Genomic DNA, 20604 nt, shown 5'->3' with positions numbered 1-20604 from the left:
CGCTGAATTTTTGGTCACGAAAATCCAGAGTAGTGCAACGCAGCAAAACGCGCAACAAAAACAATTAGGGTCGGAGTCGAATTAATCCATGGACAGTCGCTTGAAAATTTAAATGGGGACAGAGTGGCACTTAAAACCGATAAACCAGTGTCTGACCCGCAGGATCAGACACTTCGGCACGCACCCGCCGCGTTCTATGGTGTCTGACCCTGTGGGTCAGACATCGGTTTACCGGTTTTGGCAGGCCGCCCCCGCTTCGCCGGCAGCACCTGCCGCTTCATGCGCCGCTCCAGCTCAGCCTTCCACTTGTCGCTGCCTAATGGCCACCCTTTCAGCGCCGTGCCCTCAATCGCCCGCGTTTCCGTCCCCGCCAACCCCTGTGCCGCCAGTTCTATATAGGCCGCCTCACGCTGGAACGGCGTATTGCCCAGCGCCCAGTAAATGGGATGGTCATTGACTGCTCCGTCCTGGCGGATCCCGGCATGATGCGGATAGCTCGACCATTGGTAATGCTCCGGCCCCTCGGCCAGTCGCGCTCGCACCGCAGCGAATTCAATGTATTTTGAGCAAGAAACGAAGTAGCGCTCAGCCTCGATCACCGAGGTTTTATAGCGGCCCTGCCATAAAGTCCCGGCGCGGGAGTACTTTTGATTGAAATAAGGGACATAGTGCCGCCCGATCCATTGCATCATGCTGCCCAGCCCTTCCTCATCGCTGGGGGAGGCTAGGAGATGCAATTCCCCCGGCAAAAGGGTGTAAGCGTGCACCGCCACCTTGTACAGGCGGGCAGCGGCGCGCATCCAGGCGACAAAACTGCTGAAATCTTCATCATCCAGGAAGACTTCCTGGCCATTCAGGCCACGCTGGATGATGTAATGAGGCTGGTTGGGGACGACGAGACGAGGCAAACGGGCCATAAAGAAACAAAAAAGGGTAGGATCGGGAAACCCCGATTCTACCCAGTTCGCTTGACTCTGTCCCTTTTAAGAGAGATTGAAGCTGGCGGACAGGCTATAGCCCTCGCCATAGGCCGAGCGCAGGGGCAAATCCTGGCCCAGGCCGCTACGCGCCTTTTTGCGTAAACGATACACCAGCATGTCGACGCGGCGGCCGGCATCCGGATCGTCGCCGCCGATGCCAGCCACGATCACCTGGCGCGGCACTGGACGGGTGTTAATGGTCAGCAGGTGCAGGAAATTGCACTCTTTCTCGGTCAGGGTGATGGCCTGGCCCTGCAGTTCAAGCTGGCGCGCCGACACTTTCAGGGTCCACTTGCTCGGCACAGGAATCGCTTCCTGCGGCCCGACGCGGCGGTCCAGCGCCTCGATGTGGGCGGCCAGTTCCGGGAATTTGATCGGCTTGGTCAGGTAATGGTCAGCGCCCAGGCGCAGGCCCATGATGCGGGAATCGAATGCCACGCGGCCGGTCAGCACAAGCAGGCCGATCTGCGGGTACAGCTGGCGCATGCGCGGGATGACATTAAAACCATCCTCGTCCGGCAAGCCCAGGTCGAGCACGACAACGCCCACGGTGCCCTGGCTGAGGGCGGACCACATTTCCTGGGCGTTATTGGTGGTGTGAACTACATGGCCAAGCTCAGCCAGGAAATCCGCCATCTCTTCGGCGTATTCCAGGTTGTCTTCCACGATCAGTATTTGCGTCATTGATGCGCCATTTTCCATTCTGTCGCGAGCCGGGGTTTAGGGCTTGCGTCAAAGAATTATCACGGTTGGTCACGGGCTGCGCAAGGCTTAAGCAGCGATAGGGAGCCAAATCCGAAATTTCTTGCCGCTTTCAGGCAAATTTTCCACAGACAGTGTGCCGCCGTGGACCTCTACAACATTCCTGGCCATATACAGGCCGAGGCCGGAACCGGCATGCCCTGCGGCCGCCTTGCCTCGGTAACCCTTGTCGAAGAGTTTGCCTAGCTCATCATCCGGAACGTGATCGCCGCGATCGATGACGAGGAGCTCAACCCCGCCTTCGCTAGCTTTCCTACCCTGCAATTCTATCGCAACGTTGTCATTTGTGTACTTGAGGGCGTTATCTAAAAGTATGTCGAGACACAAACGCATGCCTTGCGGATCACAACGCATCCATTGCGGCAAACCTTCCGCGCGCACCGTGACGTCGGCGCGGCGCTGGCGCGCGGCGTCGGCCGCCGTTTCCAGCAAGGCTTCCGGCGATACTTCGTCCGCCTGGCGCTTGCGGCCGATGCTGGCCAAGCGCTCCGGGCTCAGGTACTCATTGATCAATTCCAGCAAGCGGTCCACCGCAGTCTGGATCTTGCGGTAGCGCTTCCTGGTGTTTTCGTCAGCATTGGCCGAAGTCATTTCCAGGCGCTGGATGGCGCCGTCAATGGTCGACAATGGCGTGCGGAATTCGTGCGACACCATCGAAGCAAACTTCTTTTGCTGCTTCTCGCGTTCGACGCGTTCGCGAATATCGCGCACCGTGCCCACCAGGCGCAGCACGCCGCTGTCCACATCAGGCACCAGGGTCGATTCGATTTCCACCGGGATCATCACGCCATCGCGGCCCGCCATTTCAGCATCGCGCACGGTGTGGCGGCGCGTCGTGTCGCCGGAGGTGTAGGCTTCCAGCCGCGCCGGCAACTCGCCCATCAAGTCTGCCGCTATCTGCTGCGCGCGGTCCGGCATGTAGCCGAACAGCTTTTCGGCGGAAGGGCTGACGTACAGCAGCTGGCCACTATCGCAGTCCAGCATCCAGTGTACGTCGCTACTGTGGTCGAGGATCTGGCGATAGTGTTCGGCACTCAGCATGGGATCAATCCTGTAACGGTGCGAAGATCTGTTGCAGGTCTTCCTGGGTCAATGCCATCTTCTGCGATTCGCCTTCGGCCAGCACGGATTGCGCCAGGTCCGATTTCTTCTGTTGCAGCAGCTGGATCTTTTCTTCCAGCGTGCCCTTGGCGATCAGCTTGTACACGAACACCGGCTTGTCCTGGCCGATACGCCAGGCGCGGTCGGTGGCCTGGTTTTCGGCAGCAGGATTCCACCATGGATCGTAGTGGATCACGGTGTCGGCTGCCGTCAGGTTCAGGCCCACGCCGCCAGCCTTCAGCGAGATCAGGAAGATCGGCACCGCGCCTTGCTGGAAGGCTGCTACCTGGGCGCCGCGGTCGCGGGTTTCGCCGGTCAGGATGGCGTATGGGATATCGCGTGCTTCCAATTCCTCTTCGATCAGCTCCAGCATCGAAGTGAATTGCGAGAACACCAGGATCTTGCGCTTTTCTTCCAGCAGGTCTTCGACCATCTGCATCAGGTCGACCAGCTTGGCCGAGCCGGTAGTGGCGGCCTTCTTGGTGCTCTTCACCAGGCGCGGATCGCAGCAGACCTGGCGCAGCTTGAGCAGCGCTTCCAGGATCACGATCTGGGAGCGCGCTACGCCCTTGCGGTCGATCTCCTCGCGCACTTTCTGGTCCATCGCAAGACGCACGGTTTCGTACAGGTCGCGCTGCGCGCCGCTGAGTTCCACCTTGCGCACCATCTCGGTCTTCGGCGGCAGTTCTTTCGCCACGCTGTCCTTGGTACGGCGCACCAGGAACGGTTTGATGCGGCGGTTCAACAACTGGCGGCGCTGCGGGTCGTCCTGGCGTTCGATCGGGTGGCGGAAGTTGCTGTTGAAAGTCTTCTCATCGCCCAGCAGGCCAGGCAGCAGGAAGTGGAATTGCGACCACAGCTCACCCAGGTGGTTTTCCAACGGCGTGCCGGACAGGCACAGGCGGTGGCGTGCACGCAGCAGTCCCGCGCTCTGAGCCGCCTTGGAGCGCGTGTTCTTGATGTAATGCGACTCGTCCAGGATCACCAGGTGGAAGTCGTGCTCGCGCAGCTTTTCTTCATCGCGCGGCAGCAGGGCGTAGGTGGTCAGCACCAGGTCGACTTTCGGGATTTCGTCGAACAGTTCGGCGCGGTCCTTGCCTTGCAACAGCAGTACTTTCAAGCCGGGTGCGAAGCGCGCGGTTTCGTCCTGCCAATTATTCATCAGGCTGGTCGGCGCGATGACCAGGGCTGGATGATCGAGGCGGCCGGCTTCCTTCTCCACCAGGATGTGGGCGATGGTCTGCACCGTCTTGCCCAGGCCCATATCGTCGGCCAGGATGCCGCCGAAGTTGTACTCGCGCAGGAATTGCATCCAGCTCAAGCCATCGGTCTGGTAATCGCGCAAGGTCGCTTGCAGGCCAGCCGGGGTCGGCACGCGCTGCACCGAGGAGAACTGGTTGAGCTTGCGGCCCATTTCGCGCAGCGCTTCGCCGCCGGTCCACTGGAAGTCGACATTGCGCGCCAACTCATCCAGGCGGGCCGCGTCCAGCGACGACATGCGCACCGAGTGACGGATCTTCTCGCTGAAGTACAGCTCACCAATGGTGGCCAGGATAGGGCGCAAGCGATTCCATGGCAGGGCCACGCGGGTGCCATCCGGCAGGGCAGCCAGCATCTGGTCCGAATCGCCGTGCACGGCCAGCGCTTTCGGGCCGAAGTCGTTCGGGAAGTTGCGGATCATCTGCACCAGCACCGGCAGCAGCGGCACGCGCTCGCCGTTGACGGTGATGCCCAGCTCCAGGTCGAACCAGGCATTGCCGTTATCAGTGGATTCTTCCTCGACCTCGGCATACCAGTCCTCGACCACCACCATATCGTAGCGATACTTCGGCGATTTCTCGACACGCCAGCCGGCGGCCAGCAATTCCCCGATGCCCGATTCCGCGAAGCGGATCCAGTCAGCCTGGCTGGCCAGCAGCAGGCCGCCGCGCACGCTGGACAGCGGCAGCGCGGTAGGCTTGCGGAAGCCAAGCTGGGTCAAGGTTTCCAGCGCAGCCACTTCGGCGGCTTCGTCGCGCTGGATAATTTCGGTCACTTCGCCACGTTGGCGCACCACGCGCTGCGACGGATCGAAGGACACACGCTCGCCATCATAGTCATACGACAGCACGGCATAGTCGTTCCAGCGCTGCAGCGTGCCATCGGCCAGTTGGGCCGAGTCGAGCACCAGGATAGGACGCGGCTTGACGTCGGTGCGCACGCGCTGCGGCAGCGGCTGCGGCAGCGGCATCAATTGCTGCAGGCCGTGTGCCAGCAAGAGCTGGGACACGCGCATCTTATCGTTCGGCATCAGCAGCGGCGCCTGCGCCACCAGGGCTTGCAAGTCCGCCAGCGGAATGGTGGTGCCGCCCTGGTTCAGTTGCAGCACGCCGGTCGACAGGTTGTCGATATACCACGGCGGTTCGGTCGGCAACATGTAGTCGATCTGGTCGGCGGCGCGGTGCTTGGCGCCTTCCGGCACATCGACTTGCCAGCCGAGGCGCAAGCCCTTGCCTTCTTCGCGCCAGGCCAGGCTGGCATTGCGCCTGTCGCCCGATTTCATCGGGTAGACCAGGCCGTTACCCACGTCAGACCAGGAATTGGCCCACAGCAGCTTGTCCTGCTCGGACAGCATCTGCAGCAAGGCCGCGCCGATCTTGCCGCGCGGCTCGGTCGCACTGCCGGTCTGGGAATTGGGGCCGCTGCGCATGGCCACGAAGAAGCGCACCAGGTCTTCATCGCCCGGCGCCAGGAACGCGGGCGGGGCGGAAAGCAGGGAAAACACTTCGCTGACCGGGCTGGCCGCGGCCACGTCGCCGTTCGGCTTCAGACGTGCCTTGTAGAGGCAGAGTGCAACATGGCGCCCGCCGCTGGTAGGCGCCAGCACATAAATCAGTTTGTAGTTAGTCTGTTTCGGGTCGATTTCGACCGGGGCCAGTTTAGGCTTGGGATGCGCGGCTGCATCCACCCTCTGCAACCAGGTCGCCACTGCATACGGGAGCTGGTTGGGCGGTGCGGCAGGCACCGGAGAAGAGGCAGGGGCCGGTGCGACTGGAGTTTCGCGGGCTTCGTCGCGGGTAATATCCATTGGGCGCATTCTTTTAAATCAGCGGTTCAAAAACAGCAACATGCAATATTATCCGCCTTCCACAGTTTCGTGTTTGTGAAAATCCTAACTTAGTGCAACTACAAGTTAGACGGACAACGTTAACTAATTAATAATAATCTATTCCGGCGCCCGTTGGCCATGCGGGCGTTGTATGATTTCGGCCTTCACCGTTTGGAACACCGCAATGCTGCCTTCTATCGAACAACGCCTCGCCCTCGAACTGGCCGCCAAGCCGGTCCAGGTCGCCGCCGCCATCGCCCTGCTGGACGAAGGCGCCACCGTCCCCTTTATCGCCCGCTACCGTAAGGAAGCGACCGGTGGGCTGGACGATACCCAGTTGCGCAACCTCGAAGAGCGCCTGCGCTACCTGCGCGAGCTGGAAGAACGCCGCGCAGCGATCGTCAACTCGATCAACGAGCAGGGCAAGATGACGCCGGAGCTGCTAGATGCGGTCATGCACGCAGAGGACAAGACCCGGCTGGAAGACCTTTACCTGCCCTACAAGCAAAAGCGCCGCACCAAGGCCCAGATCGCCATCGAAGCCGGCCTGGCCCCGCTGGCCGACGCCCTGCTGGCCGACCCGAGCCTGAATCCTGACGAGCAAGCCGCCGGCTACCTGCGCGAAGCCTTCGAGACTGCCGACGGCAAGAATCCTGGTGTTGCCGATGCGAAAGCGGCCCTGGACGGCGCCCGCCAGATCCTGATGGAACGCTTCGCGGAAGACGCCACCCTGCTGCAATCGCTGCGCGAATATGTCCAAGATCATGGCGTAGTTGAGTCCAAAGTTGTTGATGGAAAGCAAGAAGAGGGTGAAAAGTTCGCCGATTACTTCGATTATTCCGAGCCGTTGGCCGCCGTACCGTCGCACCGCGCCCTGGCACTGTTGCGCGGACGCCGGGAAGGCATGCTGGACGTGACCCTGCGCCTGGATTCGGAGGAAGAAAAACCGAAGTGGGATGCCCCGCATAACCCATGCGAAAGCCGCATTTCCGCCCGTTTCGGCATCAAGCAAGCCGGCCGCCCGGCCGACAAATGGCTGGCCGACACCGTGCGTTGGACCTGGCGCGTGAAATCCTTCATGCACCTGGAAACCGAACTGATGGGCGCCCTGCGTGAAAAAGCCGAGCTGGACGCCATCAACGTCTTCGCTACCAATTTGAAAGCCTTGCTGCTGGCCGCGCCGGCCGGCCCGCGCGCCACCATGGGCCTGGACCCGGGCCTGCGCACCGGCGTGAAAGTTGCCGTGGTCGACGCCACCGGCAAGGTTGTGGATACCTCAACCATTTATCCACACCAGCCGCGCAACGACTGGCACGGCGCCCTGCACACCCTGGCGCAGCTGGCCGCCAAGCACAATGTGTCGCTGGTCTCGATCGGCAACGGCACCGCCTCGCGCGAAACCGACAAGCTGGCACAGGACCTGATCAAGCAATGCCCAGAGCTGAAGCTGACCAAGATTGTGGTGTCGGAAGCCGGCGCATCGGTCTACTCCGCCTCCGAATACGCTTCGCGCGAACTGCCGGAGCTGGACGTGTCGCTGCGCGGCGCGGTCTCGATCGCACGCCGCCTGCAAGACCCGCTGGCGGAACTGGTCAAGATTGATCCGAAGTCGATTGGCGTGGGCCAGTACCAGCACGACGTATCGCAAACCCAGCTGGCGCGTTCGCTGGACGCGGTGGTGGAAGATTGCGTGAACGCGGTTGGCGTCGACGTGAACACCGCCTCCGCGCCGCTGCTGGCGCGCGTCTCCGGCCTGTCCACCAGCGTAGCGCAGAGCATTGTCACTTACCGCGACATGAAGGGCGCCTTCGCCTCCCGTGCAGCGCTGAAAAACGTGCCGCGCCTGGGCGACAAGACCTTCGAACAGGCGGCCGGCTTCCTGCGCGTGATGGGCGGCGAGAACCCGCTGGACGCATCGGCGGTGCACCCTGAGTCTTATCCTGTGGTCGAGAAGATCCTGGCGGACATCCAGAAGGACGTGCGCGGCGTGATTGGTGAAAGCAAGCTGTTGAAAGCGCTGTCGCCGGCCAAGTACGCCGACGACAAGTTCGGGGTGCCGACCGTGACCGACATCATCAAGGAACTGGAAAAACCGGGCCGCGACCCGCGTCCCGAATTCACCACCGCCACCTTCAAGGAAGGCGTGGAGGAGATCAGCGACCTGCGCGTGGACATGATCCTGGAAGGCGTGGTGACCAACGTGGCTGCCTTCGGCGCCTTCGTCGACATTGGCGTGCACCAGGACGGCCTGGTGCACATCTCCGCGCTGTCGAACACCTTCGTGAAAGACCCGCACACGGTGGTGAAAGCAGGCCAGGTGGTGAAGGTCAAGGTGCTGGAAGTGGACGCCAAGCGCAAGCGCATCGCCCTCACCATGCGCCTGAGCGACAGCGCACCGGCGGCCGGCTCGCGTCCCGAACAACGCGGCGACCGCAACGACCGCCGCGCCATGGGCCAGCAGCAGAAGCAGCAATCCCGCGAGCCAGCCCAGCAAAGCTCGATGGCCGCCGCCTTCGCCAAGCTGCGCAGCTAAAAAATTCGGGGTCAGGTCTGTCTTTTGGACAGGTATCGCTATCCTTTGATTTATATCAATACGCGAAAAGCAGCTAAATTCGGTATTGATGCAGATCAAATGGTGGCGCTAGCTGTCCGAATGACAGACCTGACCCCGAATTGTTGGTGGCGGCCGGACATGACCTGCGTCATCTGGCAAAGCGCCGTTTCGCGGTAAAATGGCGGGATTCCAATCCTTAGCAGTGAGAATGCAATGAGCGACGTACAAACCTGGATCAAAGAAACCGTGACCAACACCCCTGTCGTGCTGTTCATGAAGGGCACCGCCCAGTTCCCACAGTGCGGCTTCTCCGGCCGTGCCATCCAGATCCTGAAAGCTTGCGGCGTTGAGAACATCGCCACCGTCAACGTGCTGGACGATCCGGAAGTGCGCCAGGGCATCAAGGAATATTCGAACTGGCCAACCATCCCGCAGCTGTATGTGCGCGGCGAGTTCATCGGCGGCTCCGACATCATGTCCGAGATGTATGAATCCGGCGAACTGAAGGCCCTGCTGGACAACAATGGCTGATCGCCCGCAGCGGCTGGTCATTGCCATCACCGGCGCCACCGGCGCCGTGTATGGTGTGCGGCTGCTGCAACATCTGCGCAATATCCAAAGCGTCGAGACCCACCTGGTCATCTCCGACGCCGCCGTCCTCACCCTCCACCAGGAAACTGGCTTGCAGCGCAAGGAAGTCGAAGCGCTGGCCCATGTCGTCCATAAGCAGAACAATATCGGCGCTTCCATCGCCAGCGGCTCGTTCCAGGCCGACGGCATGGTGATTGCGCCCTGCTCAATGAAAACCCTGGCCTCCGTCGCGCACGGCCTGTCGGACAACCTGATTGCCCGCGCCGCCGACGTGATGCTGAAAGAGCGCCGCCGCCTGATACTGATGGTGCGCGAAACGCCTTTCAACCTCGCGCATTTGCGCAATATGACCGCCGTGACCGAGATGGGCGGCATTATCTTCCCGCCATTGCCTGGTTTTTACCACCAGCCGAAAACCATCGATGAAATGGTGGACCACACCGTGGCCCGCGTGATCGACTTATTCGGCATATGTCACAATCTGGCCCCTCGCTGGAATGGCATGAACCCTTGAAAACATGCGCCTTTGCGGGCCGATGTATCAAGTTTGTTACAAAGTGGTATGGTCGTTTGTGACATGGCGGGACACCATGCTGGCAGTATCAAAAACATCATTTTGATACCCGCGGAAGGCAGGCCGGGAGCCGGCGCGCTAAGTGAAACCCGGACGCAACTTTGAAAGCTATTTGCCCCGTTTTGCGCAGGACAAATAGTGTCGTTCTGTTACTTTTGGTAGTTGACCCTGACGAGCATGCGAATAAATTCGCGCGCAATTTGCTTGTGATGGTCATCCAGCCGTTGCAAATCAGCGATCAATTTGACGTCGGCCGACTCGAAACGGGCCAGGTTGCTACCGTTCGTGTCCCCATTATGGTGCTCGATTTCGGCACCGCCAAAGCGCAGCCATTCAGCAGGAACGCCAAGCCACTGCGCAATCATGCGCAGCTTTTCCTGGGTCGGAATTGCCTCTCCAACCAGCCATTTTCGGGCCGCGTGGACCGTAATCGGCCTGCCCTCAAACCTGATGTTGAACTCTCTCGCCAGCCGGGTAGGGCTGTCCGGAGAGTAGTGGGCATTTTTCAAAGCCTGCTGGAGTCGCTGGCTGAAGCTTTCACGTTCGTTCGAAGAATTCATAGTTGCACTATTTCATGTCACAACATGAATGTCAGTCTCTAGAACCATCAGACCAATTGTGACAATTGTAGATAACAACAATTAACAATTGGCGCTACAGACTGCCCGATTTCCTGCTCTGCCACCCCGAATTTCTTTCGGTCAAATTGGTGAAAATTAGCAGAATCTACTTGTCAGGACGACAAATAATCGGTTACAACTTTAGAAATAAAGTTGATTTGCGACTACAAACCTAGGGGCCGTCTTTGTTGTCGACCGGTCGGCTGGTATTAAGGACCGACGGTAACTTTATGCGCCTTTATGAATTTTATGATGCCGTCATTTCCGGTATCCCGGCGCACGATACCATCCCGCCATAACTTATGCAGATGGGCCAGCGCTTCGCCCAGCGCAAAGCTGAGCTGGTGGGCGTCCAGCGGCCGGCGGAACATGATTGGTACTATCTCAGCCGCAGAGCGTGGCTGGTCGGCACAGGCGGCCAGCACCTCGGCCAGGCGGGCTTCGTGGTGATCGCGCAACTGCCTGATGCGGGTGTGCAGGCCGCGGAAGGGGCGGCCGTGCGATGGCAGGACCAGCACATCATCCGGCAGGCCGGCAAATCGCTCGAGCGAGTCGAGGTATTGCTGCAACGGGTTGCCTTCCGGCTCGACGGCAAATACCGAAACGTTGGTGGAGATGCGCGGCAAGACCATATCGCCGGAAATCAGCACATTGAGCTGTTCGCAATACAGCGCCGCGTGCTCCGGCGAGTGGCCGGAACTCGTGATCACGCGCCAGCTGCAGCCACCGGCCAGGATCGACTGGCCGTCCTGCAGCCGGACATAGGAAGCCGGTACCGAGGGCACGAGCGATGGGTAATAGCTCTTCCGCGAACGCATCTTTTCCAGCATGTCGGGGTCGGCCAGGCCGTGGCGCTCGAAGTGCGGCACGGCAGAAGGGCCGTCCACACCCGGCAGGGCCGCCGACATCATGCGCGCGAAGGCATATTCGCCGGTCGTCATCCAGAGCGAAACGCCGAAGCGCTGGCACAGCCAGTCCGCCAGCCCGACGTGGTCAGGATGACAGTGAGTGGCCACTACACGCTGCAAGGGCTGGCCCGCCAGCGGCCCGGCCAGCACGGCATTCCAGGCCTGCTTGCTGGCATCGAGCGCCACACCGCAATCAACCGCGCTCCAGCCGCCTGCCTCACGCAGCAGCCACAGGTTGATGTGGTCGAGGGCGAACGGTAATGGCAGGCGCATCCACGCCACGCCGGGCGCGACTTCGAGCACCGTGCCGCTGGCCGGCAGGGTGTCGCCTAATGGATAGTCAAGCTGGGATTCGAGCGGGTTCATGGCGTACAATAGATTGACGTTACGTAAACGGAAGATCCATTGTAAGCCATGCCGACCTACACCATCACCGAACTGGCCCGCGAGTTCGATATCACACCGCGCGCCATCCGTTTCTATGAGGACCAAGGCCTCCTGGCGCCTTCGCGCGAAGGCGCCGGCGGCCGCAACCGCGTGTATACACCACGCGACCGCACCCGCCTCAAGCTGACCCTGCGCGGCAAGCGCATCGGCCTGTCCCTGAGTGAGATCAAGAGCCTGGTCGACATGTACGAGTCGCCGAAAGACACCGAAGCCCAGATGAACCGCTTCCTGGGCGTGCTGTCGCAACACCGCGAAACGCTGGAACAACAGCGCGAAGACATTGAAATGTCCCTGCAAGAGATCGCTACCCACGAGGAAGAGTGCAGGCGCCTGCTGGCGGCACTTGCTGAAAAGCAAACGACTGCTGGTTGAGTTGACGTTTACGTTAACGTCACTCAGGCGTATCATTTGCGCTTCAATACCCAACACCAATAGAGGAAGACATGCTCCATCTCCCAGGCCTGACCTTTGATCACGGCGAAGACATCGCCGCCCTGCGTGAAGCGGTACAGCAGTTTGCCGCCGCCGAGATCGCCCCGCGCGCCGCTGAAATCGATCGTACCGACCAGTTCCCGATGGACCTGTGGCGCAAGATGGGGGAACTGGGCCTGCTGGGCATTACTGTCTCCGAAGAATACGGCGGCGCCAATATGGGCTACCTGGCCCACATCATCGCGATGGAAGAAATTTCCCGCGCGTCTGCTTCGGTGGGCCTGTCCTACGGCGCGCACTCCAACCTGTGCGTCAACCAGATCAAGCGCAACGGCACTGAAGAACAGAAGAAGAAATACCTGCCGAAGCTGATCTCCGGCGAGCACGTGGGTGCGCTGGCCATGTCCGAGCCGAACGCCGGTTCCGACGTGGTGTCGATGAAGCTGCGCGCCGACTTCAAGGGCGACCGCTGGGTCCTGAACGGCACCAAGATGTGGATCACCAACGGCCCGGACGCCGACACCCTGGTGGTGTACGCCAAGAACGACATCGAAGCCGGCCCGCGCGGCATGACCGCGTTCCTGATCGAGAAGGGCTTCAAAGGTTTCTCCATCGCCCAGAAGCTGGACAAGCTGGGCATGCGCGGCTCCCACACCGGCGAGCTGGTATTTGAAGACTGCGAAGTGCCGGCCGAGAACGTGCTGGGCGGCCTGGGCAAGGGCGTCAACGTGCTGATGTCCGGCCTGGACTTCGAGCGCACCGTGCTGTCCGGCGGCCCGCTGGGCATCATGTCGGCTTGTATGGACGCTGTGGTTCCTTACATCCACGACCGCAAGCAGTTCGGCCAGCCGATCGGCGAATTCCAGCTGATGCAGGGCAAGCTGGCGGATATGTACTCCACCATGATGGCTTGCCGCGCTTACGTTTACGCCGTGGGCCAGGCCTGCGACCGCGCCACCTCGCCTGAACAGGTGCGTGCACTGCGCAAGGACGCGGCCGGCGCCATCCTGTACTCGGCCGAGAAGGCAACCTGGATGGCTGGCGAAGCAATCCAGGCCCTGGGCGGCAATGGCTACATCAACGAGTACCCGGTAGGCCGCCTGTGGCGCGACGCCAAGCTGTATGAGATCGGCGCCGGCACCAGCGAGATCCGCCGCATGCTGATCGGCCGCGAGCTGTTCGCCGAGACCAAGTAAGCAAAGCTGCCCGCAAGGCCGCCATGATTCACGCCGCCTTCCCCAAGCTGCTGTCGTCGCAAATCGCGTTCGACATCGCGCGCACCATCCGCGAGGGGTTCGACAAGCACTACCGCCTGTTCCGGCAGGCGGCGCAGGCGGCCAAGCGGCATTTCGAGCAAGGCGACTGGGCGGTGGCCCAGCTCGCGGCGCGCGAACGGATCGATTTTTACGACAAGCGCGTGCAGGAATGCGTGCAGATGCTGGAGGACGAGTACGATCCGTCCGAGTTGACCGACGAAGTGTGGCGTGAACTCAAGCTGCACTACATCGGCATGCTGTCCGGCCACAAGCAGCCGGAGCTGGCGGAGACCTTCTTCAACTCCGTGTGCTGCAATATCCTGCACCGCTCCTACTTCCACAATGAATTCATCTTCGTGCGCCCGGTCGTATCGACCGAGTACATCGACACGGAAGAAGTTGCGCCGACCTACCGCGTGTACTACCCGGGCAAGGATGGCCTGACCTTCACGCTCAAGCGCATCGTCACCAACTTCCAGCTCAACACACCGTTTGCCAACCTGTCGCGCGACGTGGCATTAGTGGAAGAACGGCTGTCCGACCTGTTCGGCGAGCTGGAGCCGAATGCACAGATCCAGGTTCTTTCGAGCCTGTTCTTCCGCAACAAAGGTGCCTACATCGTGGGCCGCGCCATCAACGGCAGCCGCGAGTTGCCATTCGTGGTGCCTATCCTGCACAACAAGAACAGGCAGCTGGTGCTGGATGCGGTGCTGACGGAGCAGCAGGACATCGTGCTGCTGTTCTCGTTCACGCGTGCCTACTTCCTGGTCGACATGGAAGTACCGTCGGCCTATGTGCAGTTCCTGCGCAACCTGCTGCCGCTGAAGCCGCGCAGCGAGATCTACACCATCCTCGGCCTGCAGAAGCAAGGCAAGAATGCCTTCTACCGCGACTATCTGCAGCACCTGAAGCACTCGTCCGACCTGTTCGCAATCGCGCCCGGCATCCGCGGCCTGGTGATGCTGGTGTTCGCACTGCCGTCCTTCCCTTATGTGTTCAAGGTGATCAAGGATTTCTATCCGCCGCCGAAGGAAACCACGCGCGAGCATATCAAGGGCCGCTACCTGCTGGTGAAGCACCACGACCGCGTGGGCCGCATGGCCGACACGCTGGAGTACTCCAACGTCGCCTTTCCGCGCAACCGCTTCAGCGAAGAGCTGGTGATGGAGCTGAAACACTTCGCGCCATCGCTGCTCGAAGAAGAAGGCGACCAGCTGGTGATCAAGCACCTGTATATCGAGCGCCGCATGGTGCCGCTGAATATGTTCCTGTCGCATGCCGATGAAGTGGGCGACGATGCGGCAATGGAGCACGGCATCATCGAATACGGCAATGCCATCAAGGACCTGGTGGCGGCCAATATCTTCCCGGGTGACATGCTGTACAAGAATTTCGGCGTCACCCGTCACAAGCGTGTCGTTTTCTACGACTACGATGAAATTGAGTACGTCACGGACTGTGTGTTCCGTGTGATTCCGACGCCGCGTAACGAGGAGGATGAAATGTCCGCCGAGCCGTGGTACCCCATCGGAAAGCACGACGTGTTTCCCGAGCAGTTCGACAAGTTCTTGCTCGGGAACGCGAAAATCCGAAAATACTTTATGAAGCATCACGCCGACCTGCTCTCGCCTCACTGGTGGGCCAAGAAAAAAGAGCTGATCGCCAGTGGCGTCATTGAGGACGTGTTCCCGTATCCGCAGCACGTCCGTTTCCGCAACCGAGATTCGCTGCCCGAGGCAGCGAAGCAGGCAACACCTTCCCTTTTGGAGACCTTTGAAAATGAATGACCCTATCGTAATCGTCGGCGCAGCACGTACCCCAATGGGTGCATTCCAGAGCGACTTCGCCAGCCTGAGCGCCAATGACCTGGGCGCAGTGGCCATCAAGGCCGCCGTCGAGCGCGCCGGCATCAAGCCGGAAGCCGTGGAACACGTCTATTTCGGCAACTGCCTGATGGCAGGCCAGGGCCAGGCGCCTGCACGCCAGGCATCGATCAAGGCCGGCCTGCCGGTTTCCGCCGGCGCCGTGACCCTGTCCAAGATGTGCGGCTCGGCCATGCAGGCAGCGATCTTCGCCTACGATGCACTGGCAGCCGGCAGCGCCGAAGTGATCGTGGCAGGCGGCATGGAATCCATGACCAACGCCCCTTACCTGATTCCCAAGGCACGCGGCGGCTACCGCATCGGCCACGGCATGATGTTCGACCACATGATGTACGACGGCCTGGAAGATGCCTACACCCGCGACGCCAAGACCGGCGCCGGCCGCTCCATGGGCACTTTCGCCGAACAGTGCTCCGCGACCTACAAGTTCACCCGCGAAGCGCAGGACAATTTCGCCATCGAATCCGTCAAGCGCGCACAGGCTGCGCAGGCTTCCGGCGCCTTCAACTGGGAAATCGCTCCGGTGACCGTGTCCGGCCGCGCCGGCGACGTGGTGATCGACAAGGATGAAGGCCCGCTGAAAGCCAAGATCGAAAAGATCCCGGCACTGAAGCCGGCCTTCGCCAAAGACGGCACCATCACCGCCGCATCGTCCTCCTCGATCAACGACGGCGCTGCCGCACTGGTCATGATGCGCGAGTCCACCGCCAAGAAGCTGGGCGCCAACGTGATCGCCAAGGTCACCGGCCACGCCACCAACTCCCTGGTCCCGGAACAGTTCACCACCGCTCCAGTGGGCGCGATCCAGAAGCTGCTGGCCAAGACCGGCTGGAAAGTCAGCGAGGTTGACCTGTTCGAGATCAATGAAGCCTTCGCCGCCGTGCCAATGGCAGCGATGCACGACCTGGACATCCCGCACAGCAAGGTGAACGTGCACGGCGGCGCTTGCGCCCTGGGCCACCCGATCGGCGCCACCGGCGCGCGCATCATCACCACCCTGATCGGCGCACTGAAGGCCCAGGGCGGCAAGAAGGGCGTGGCGGCACTGTGCATCGGCGGCGGCGAAGCCACCGCCATGGGCATCGAGCTGGTGTAAGCAGGATGGCGCTGGCACTCGTTATCGGCGCCTCGCGCGGCATCGGCCTGGAACTGGTTCGCCAGTACCTGGCCGACGGCTGGCGCGTGATCGCCACGGCCCGCAGGAAGGAAGACGTCGCCATGCTGGCCGAAATGGGTGCCGAAGCCCATAAGCTGGATGTAACGAATGTGGAAGCCGTGGCAGGCCTGGGCTGGAAACTGGATGGCGAACAGCTTGACGTCGCCATCCTGAATGCCGGCGTGTATGGCCCGCGTTCCGACGGCTTCCCGATGCAGGTTGATTTCGACTCCGTCATGCACATCAACGTGCTGTCGGCAATGCGGCTGCTGCCGATCATCGCGCCGCTGGTTTGCGCGGGTCGCGGCAAGCTGGCCGTGATGTCGTCGCGCATGGGTTCCCTCAGCGAACGCAACGGTTCCACCGGCTCGCTGTACCGCGCCAGCAAGGCCGCGCTGAACTCCGTGCTGGTCGACACAGCACACCAGTTCGGCCCACAAGGCGCCACTTGCGTGGCCCTGCACCCGGGCTGGGTGCGCACCGACATGGGCGGCGCCGGCGCCGCGTTGTCGGTTGAAGAAAGCGTGCGCGGACTGCGCAAGGTGCTGGCCGAACTGCCCGCATCCGAACAAGCCGTCTACCGAGACTACGACGGTTCAACAATTGGCTGGTAAAACTAGAACATGATCCTCAACGAACAACACGAAATGATCCGCGACGCGTTGCGCGCGTTTTCGCAGGAACGCCTGGCGCCCAACGCAGCACGCTGGGACAAGGAACATCACTTCCCGAAAGAAGAGCTGAAAGAGCTGGCCGCGCTGGGCGCCTTCGGCGTCGCCGTGCCGGAGGACCTCGGCGGTGCGGGCCTGGATTATGTTTCCCTGGCCCTGGTACTGGAAGAAATCGCGGCCGGCGATGGCGGCACATCGACCGTGATCTCCGTCAACAACTGCCCGGTGTGCAGCATCGGCATGATGTACGCCAACGAACAGCAGAAGCAGCAGTGGCTGCGTCCATTGGCGCAAGGTGAAATGCTGGGCGCCTTCGCCCTGACCGAGCCGCATACCGGCAGCGACGCCGCCGCCCTGCGCACCACCGCCACCCAGGACGGCGACGACTACATCATCAACGGCACCAAGCAGTTCATCACCTCGGGCAAGCATGCCGACGTGGCGATCGTGTTTGCCGTGACCGACAAGGCAGCCGGCAAGAAGGGCATCAGCGCCTTCTGGGTGCCGACCAATACGCCGGGCTACATCGTGGCCGGCATCGAGCACAAGATGGGCCAGCACTCGTCCGACACCGCCCAGATCCAGTTCGAAAACTGCCGCGTACCGGCAGCGAACATGATCGGCGAAGCGGGCCAGGGCTACAAGATTGCCCTGTCCGGCCTGGAAGGCGGCCGTATCGGCATCGCCTCGCAATCGGTCGGCATGGCGCGTTCCGCGTTTGAGGCGGCCCTGAAGTACGCGCGCGACCGCGAATCCTTCGGCAAGCCGATCTTCGAGCACCAGTCGGTGCAGTTCAAGCTGTCGGAAATGGCGATGCAGCTGGAAGCGGCACGCCAGTTGATCTGGCACGCCGCCTCGTTGAAGGACGCTGGCCAGCCCTGCCTGAAAGAGGCTGCGATGGCCAAGCTGTTTGCCTCCGAGATGGCAGAACGCGTCTGCTCCGACGCGATCCAGATCCACGGTGGCTACGGCTATACCGCGGACTTCCCGGTGGAGCGCATCTACCGCGACGTGCGCGTGTGCCAGATCTACGAGGGCACCAGCGACATCCAGAAACTGCTGATCGCCCGCGCGCTGTAAGGCAGCACGCAACCGGCCTGGGGTTCTGCCAACTGCCGCTTCACAAAATGTATCGTTTTGTCGGATTTCAAGTGCATATATGCCATGTGCTTGTAGCTCTTATAAAATGTCCGCCATAAGGAGAAAGACATGGTTCATGTGATGTTGGTGGAAGACGATGAGCGCCTGGCCGAACTGGTCACGGAGTACCTGGCGGGCTACGAGTTCAAGGTCGATGTGGTACCGCGCGGCGATGAGGCTTTGCCGCGCTTCAAGGCGGCCAACCCCGACGTCGTGGTGCTGGACCTGATGTTGCCGGGCATGGATGGCATGAAAGTCAGCCAGCAGATCCGCGAAATCAGCGATGTGCCGATCCTGATCATGACCGCCCGCGAGGATTCCTACGACGAGGTGTCGCTGCTGGAACAGGGCGCGGACGACTTCATCAACAAGCCGGTGCAACCGCGCGTGCTGCTGGCGCGCCTGCGCGCCCTGCTGCGCCGCCGCCAGGGCAAGTCGGAAGTGGATCAACTGAGCTTCGGCCAGTTGAGCATTGCCACCAGCGACCGCTCGGTCACCTGGCGCGGCCAGCATTGCCCGCTGTCGAATACGGAATACAAGCTGCTGCTGGTATTGGCGGAATCGGCTGGCACCGTGCTGTCGCGCGATGCGCTGCTGAAGACCATGCGCGGCATCGAGTTCGATGGCCTGGACCGCTCGATCGACAATTCGATTTCGAAACTGCGCCGCAAGTTCGACGACACGGATGGCGAGAAGATCAAGACCGTCTGGGGTGAGGGCTACCTGTTCTCGCCTTCGGCCTGGAATTAAGCGCGTCTATTCAAACAGCGGGGCGATCGCCAGCGGCGTATTCTGGCTGACGACCTGGCCCTGCGCAGACCAGTCGGCGAAGCGGTAGGTAGCGGTGCGATAAGTGCCGAGCGTTTCGCCATCGAAGGCTGGTCCATCCACCACCGGCAGGGGCGCTTCCCGCGGCCCGTACTTGGCCTGGACTAGCGCATCCGCGCGGTTGCCGAACACGAAACGAACACCGCCGCATTTTTTTGAGCCATAGGAGGCATCGATATAACGCTGGTAGGCCAGCGCCTGTTCGCACGCTGCCTGCAGGTCGGCCGATTCGTAAATGCCGTCGTTGCGCGTGATAATCGTCACACGCGGGACAAAGCGGTAACTGGACATGCGGCGGTTCAGCGCCAGCACGGCATTATCGTCATAAGCTGCCTTCAGCAGCGGGAACACGGCGCGGCCGGTGGCATCCAGCGGCAAGTTCAGCTGGGTATTCTTGCCGGTCAGCGTCAGGTGCAAGCCTTCCAGCGTTGCCGATGGATCGCGCGGCCTGACTTCATAATGGATCTGCAGGAAGTTCTTCGGCTTGCCGTATTTGGCGAACACCACCATCTGCTTGTAAGCGTCGCGATAGCTGACCCACTCCTCCTGCGCCTGGACGGCGCAAGTCACCACCGCCAGGCATACAGCCGGCAGCGTGGTGCGGAGTGGGGGCAGAATATTCATCAGAATCGGTAAGCCAGGGCAGTTGAAACGGAATAATTGGTAGCCCGCTCAACCAGCGGGCTGTCTTTTGCATCGCCGACCAGGCGGTTGACGGTAGCGCCGGACGTCAGCATCCAGTCCGGGCTCAGTACCCAGTTCCAGCGCACACCCGCGCGCACATCCTGCACGCCAGCGCCAGGGCGGTACGATCCCTTGATGCCGGAGCGCTCGGCTTCATCCTGGGTCACGCCGAACCAGGTCTCGTTGTAGGCGCGATTGGCCAGCGACACGCCGGCCGACAACACGACGGTATGGTGGGGCGCCACATCTTCCATCATGTACTGCAAGGCGGTGTGCAGGCGCGCGCCATTGCGGTCCTTGCCGCTGCCATAGGTCAGGGTATTGGTCAGGCGCAGTTTGGGCGACAGGTAATAGTTGAAAAAGCCACCGGCCAGGAGGCGGCGCTTGATCACGTCCATATTGCGCAGGCGGTTGTCGTCAACCGGTTCGCGCTCGGTGAACTCGCCGGGACGCAGGCTGGAATAGGCCATGCGCGCGCCGGAGCCTTCGCCCACGCCGCTGAAGCTGAAGGAAACGCCATCCTGGTCGCGGCGCGGCGACAGCGCCAGCATCGGGCCGAATTCCATCGATGGAGACTGCGACAAGTGCCAGCCCAGCGAAGTGCCGGAGACGAAGATGCCATTGCTCCATTGGACCTGCAGTACCGGCAGGGGCAGGGTGCGGTTGTCGCTGGAACCGTCGTAGCGCGGTACGGACTGTGCGCCGATGCCAATATACATATCCCGGCTGCCGTCCGGCATCGGGTTGGTGGCCGGCGTCTGTGCAGCTACTGTGCTGCAGGCACTGGCAATGGCGAGGAACAGGTACTGTCGCATATCAGGTCTACGGTTGGGATAGCCGGTCATTGTAATTGCAATACCTTCCCAGGCCGCTAAAACGCTCAGCTCCCTAATCTCAAATTCGTTGCGAATTCACCCAAGCGGTAGCGT

Annotated in this window: 18 protein-coding genes; 10 read left to right on the top strand and 8 right to left on the bottom strand. The window is 61.3% G+C overall.

Going from position 1 to position 20604, the window contains the following annotated elements; translation table 11 throughout:
* Positions 1-194: 194 nt before the first annotated feature.
* The 4 genes from ASD58_RS28630 to ASD58_RS28615 all read right to left on the bottom strand — a co-directional run bounded on the left by ASD58_RS28630 (position 195) and on the right by ASD58_RS28615 (position 5910).
* The gene (locus ASD58_RS28630) at positions 195-917 is read right to left on the bottom strand and encodes a transposase (protein ID WP_057265631.1); all 723 of its coding nucleotides are present in this window, start codon (positions 915-917) and stop codon (positions 195-197) included.
* Between the two features lie 66 nt (positions 918-983).
* Positions 984-1664, bottom strand: a complete 681-nt coding sequence (locus tag ASD58_RS28625; protein ID WP_055939590.1) for a response regulator transcription factor — start codon at positions 1662-1664, stop codon at positions 984-986.
* 87 nt (positions 1665-1751) lie between these two features.
* Positions 1752-2783 (bottom strand): PAS domain-containing sensor histidine kinase, encoded by a 1032-nt coding sequence (locus tag ASD58_RS28620; RefSeq protein ID WP_229210140.1) that lies wholly within the window; start codon positions 2781-2783, stop codon positions 1752-1754.
* A gap of 4 nt (positions 2784-2787) precedes the next feature.
* Entirely contained in the window at positions 2788-5910 is a 3123-nt protein-coding gene (locus ASD58_RS28615) for a DEAD/DEAH box helicase (protein ID WP_057265629.1), read from the bottom strand.
* Between the two features lie 205 nt (positions 5911-6115).
* Between ASD58_RS28615 and ASD58_RS28610 the strand changes: the two genes are divergently transcribed.
* The 3 genes from ASD58_RS28610 to ASD58_RS28600 all read left to right on the top strand — a co-directional run bounded on the left by ASD58_RS28610 (position 6116) and on the right by ASD58_RS28600 (position 9590).
* Positions 6116-8464 (top strand): Tex family protein, encoded by a 2349-nt coding sequence (locus ASD58_RS28610; RefSeq protein WP_057265854.1) that lies wholly within the window; start codon positions 6116-6118, stop codon positions 8462-8464.
* Positions 8465-8698: 234 nt separating this feature from the next.
* Positions 8699-9016 carry a Grx4 family monothiol glutaredoxin gene (gene grxD / locus ASD58_RS28605; protein WP_057265627.1) on the top strand — a complete coding sequence of 106 codons (318 nt, stop codon included), beginning with the start codon at positions 8699-8701 and terminating at the stop codon, positions 9014-9016.
* Positions 9009-9590, top strand: coding sequence for a UbiX family flavin prenyltransferase (locus ASD58_RS28600; protein WP_057265625.1), 582 nt, complete (start codon positions 9009-9011; stop codon positions 9588-9590). The genes grxD and ASD58_RS28600 overlap by 8 nt, the downstream gene beginning before the upstream one ends.
* 209 nt (positions 9591-9799) lie before the next feature.
* On the opposite strand, the gene ASD58_RS28595 is transcribed toward ASD58_RS28600, so the two are convergent.
* The gene (locus ASD58_RS28595; protein ID WP_028103511.1) at positions 9800-10210 is read right to left on the bottom strand and encodes a hypothetical protein; all 411 of its coding nucleotides are present in this window, start codon (positions 10208-10210) and stop codon (positions 9800-9802) included.
* A gap of 269 nt (positions 10211-10479) precedes the next feature.
* The gene (locus ASD58_RS28590; protein WP_057265623.1) at positions 10480-11544 is read right to left on the bottom strand and encodes an MBL fold metallo-hydrolase; all 1065 of its coding nucleotides are present in this window, start codon (positions 11542-11544) and stop codon (positions 10480-10482) included.
* Positions 11545-11592: 48 nt separating this feature from the next.
* Here ASD58_RS28590 and ASD58_RS28585 point away from each other — a divergent pair, with 48 nt between their 5' ends.
* From ASD58_RS28585 to ASD58_RS28555, 7 genes are all read left to right on the top strand, one after another.
* Positions 11593-11997: a MerR family DNA-binding transcriptional regulator gene (locus ASD58_RS28585; RefSeq protein ID WP_057265622.1), complete on the top strand. Its 405-nt coding sequence runs from the start codon at positions 11593-11595 to the stop codon at positions 11995-11997.
* Between the two features lie 71 nt (positions 11998-12068).
* Entirely contained in the window at positions 12069-13253 is a 1185-nt protein-coding gene (locus ASD58_RS28580) for an isovaleryl-CoA dehydrogenase (protein ID WP_057265620.1), read from the top strand.
* A gap of 23 nt (positions 13254-13276) precedes the next feature.
* The gene (gene aceK, locus ASD58_RS28575; protein ID WP_057265618.1) at positions 13277-15100 is read left to right on the top strand and encodes a bifunctional isocitrate dehydrogenase kinase/phosphatase; all 1824 of its coding nucleotides are present in this window, start codon (positions 13277-13279) and stop codon (positions 15098-15100) included.
* Positions 15093-16292, top strand: a complete 1200-nt coding sequence (locus ASD58_RS28570; protein ID WP_057265617.1) for an acetyl-CoA C-acyltransferase — start codon at positions 15093-15095, stop codon at positions 16290-16292. Before aceK ends, ASD58_RS28570 begins: the two co-directional genes overlap by 8 nt.
* A 5-nt stretch (positions 16293-16297) precedes the next feature.
* Positions 16298-16966 carry an SDR family oxidoreductase gene (locus tag ASD58_RS28565; protein ID WP_057265615.1) on the top strand — a complete coding sequence of 223 codons (669 nt, stop codon included), beginning with the start codon at positions 16298-16300 and terminating at the stop codon, positions 16964-16966.
* A gap of 9 nt (positions 16967-16975) precedes the next feature.
* Complete coding sequence (locus tag ASD58_RS28560) at positions 16976-18103, top strand: acyl-CoA dehydrogenase family protein (RefSeq protein ID WP_057265613.1); 1128 nt, start codon at positions 16976-16978, stop codon at positions 18101-18103.
* 129 nt (positions 18104-18232) lie between these two features.
* Complete coding sequence (locus tag ASD58_RS28555) at positions 18233-18913, top strand: response regulator (RefSeq protein WP_057265611.1); 681 nt, start codon at positions 18233-18235, stop codon at positions 18911-18913.
* Between the two features lie 6 nt (positions 18914-18919).
* Here ASD58_RS28555 and ASD58_RS28550 read toward each other — a convergent pair whose 3' ends face one another.
* Both ASD58_RS28550 and ASD58_RS28545 read right to left on the bottom strand, forming a co-directional pair.
* Positions 18920-19615: a hypothetical protein gene (locus ASD58_RS28550; protein ID WP_229210139.1), complete on the bottom strand. Its 696-nt coding sequence runs from the start codon at positions 19613-19615 to the stop codon at positions 18920-18922.
* Positions 19615-20490, bottom strand: a complete 876-nt coding sequence (locus ASD58_RS28545) for a MipA/OmpV family protein (protein ID WP_057265610.1) — start codon at positions 20488-20490, stop codon at positions 19615-19617. Before ASD58_RS28545 ends, ASD58_RS28550 begins: the two co-directional genes overlap by 1 nt.
* Between the last annotated feature and the right edge of the window lie 114 nt (positions 20491-20604).

It is taken from the genome of Duganella sp. Root1480D1 (genome assembly GCF_001427305.1).
Taxonomy (GTDB): domain Bacteria; phylum Pseudomonadota; class Gammaproteobacteria; order Burkholderiales; family Burkholderiaceae_D; genus Rugamonas.
The sequence above is the reverse complement of the archived record's forward strand: the minus strand, read 5'-3'. Positions and strand labels throughout refer to the sequence as shown.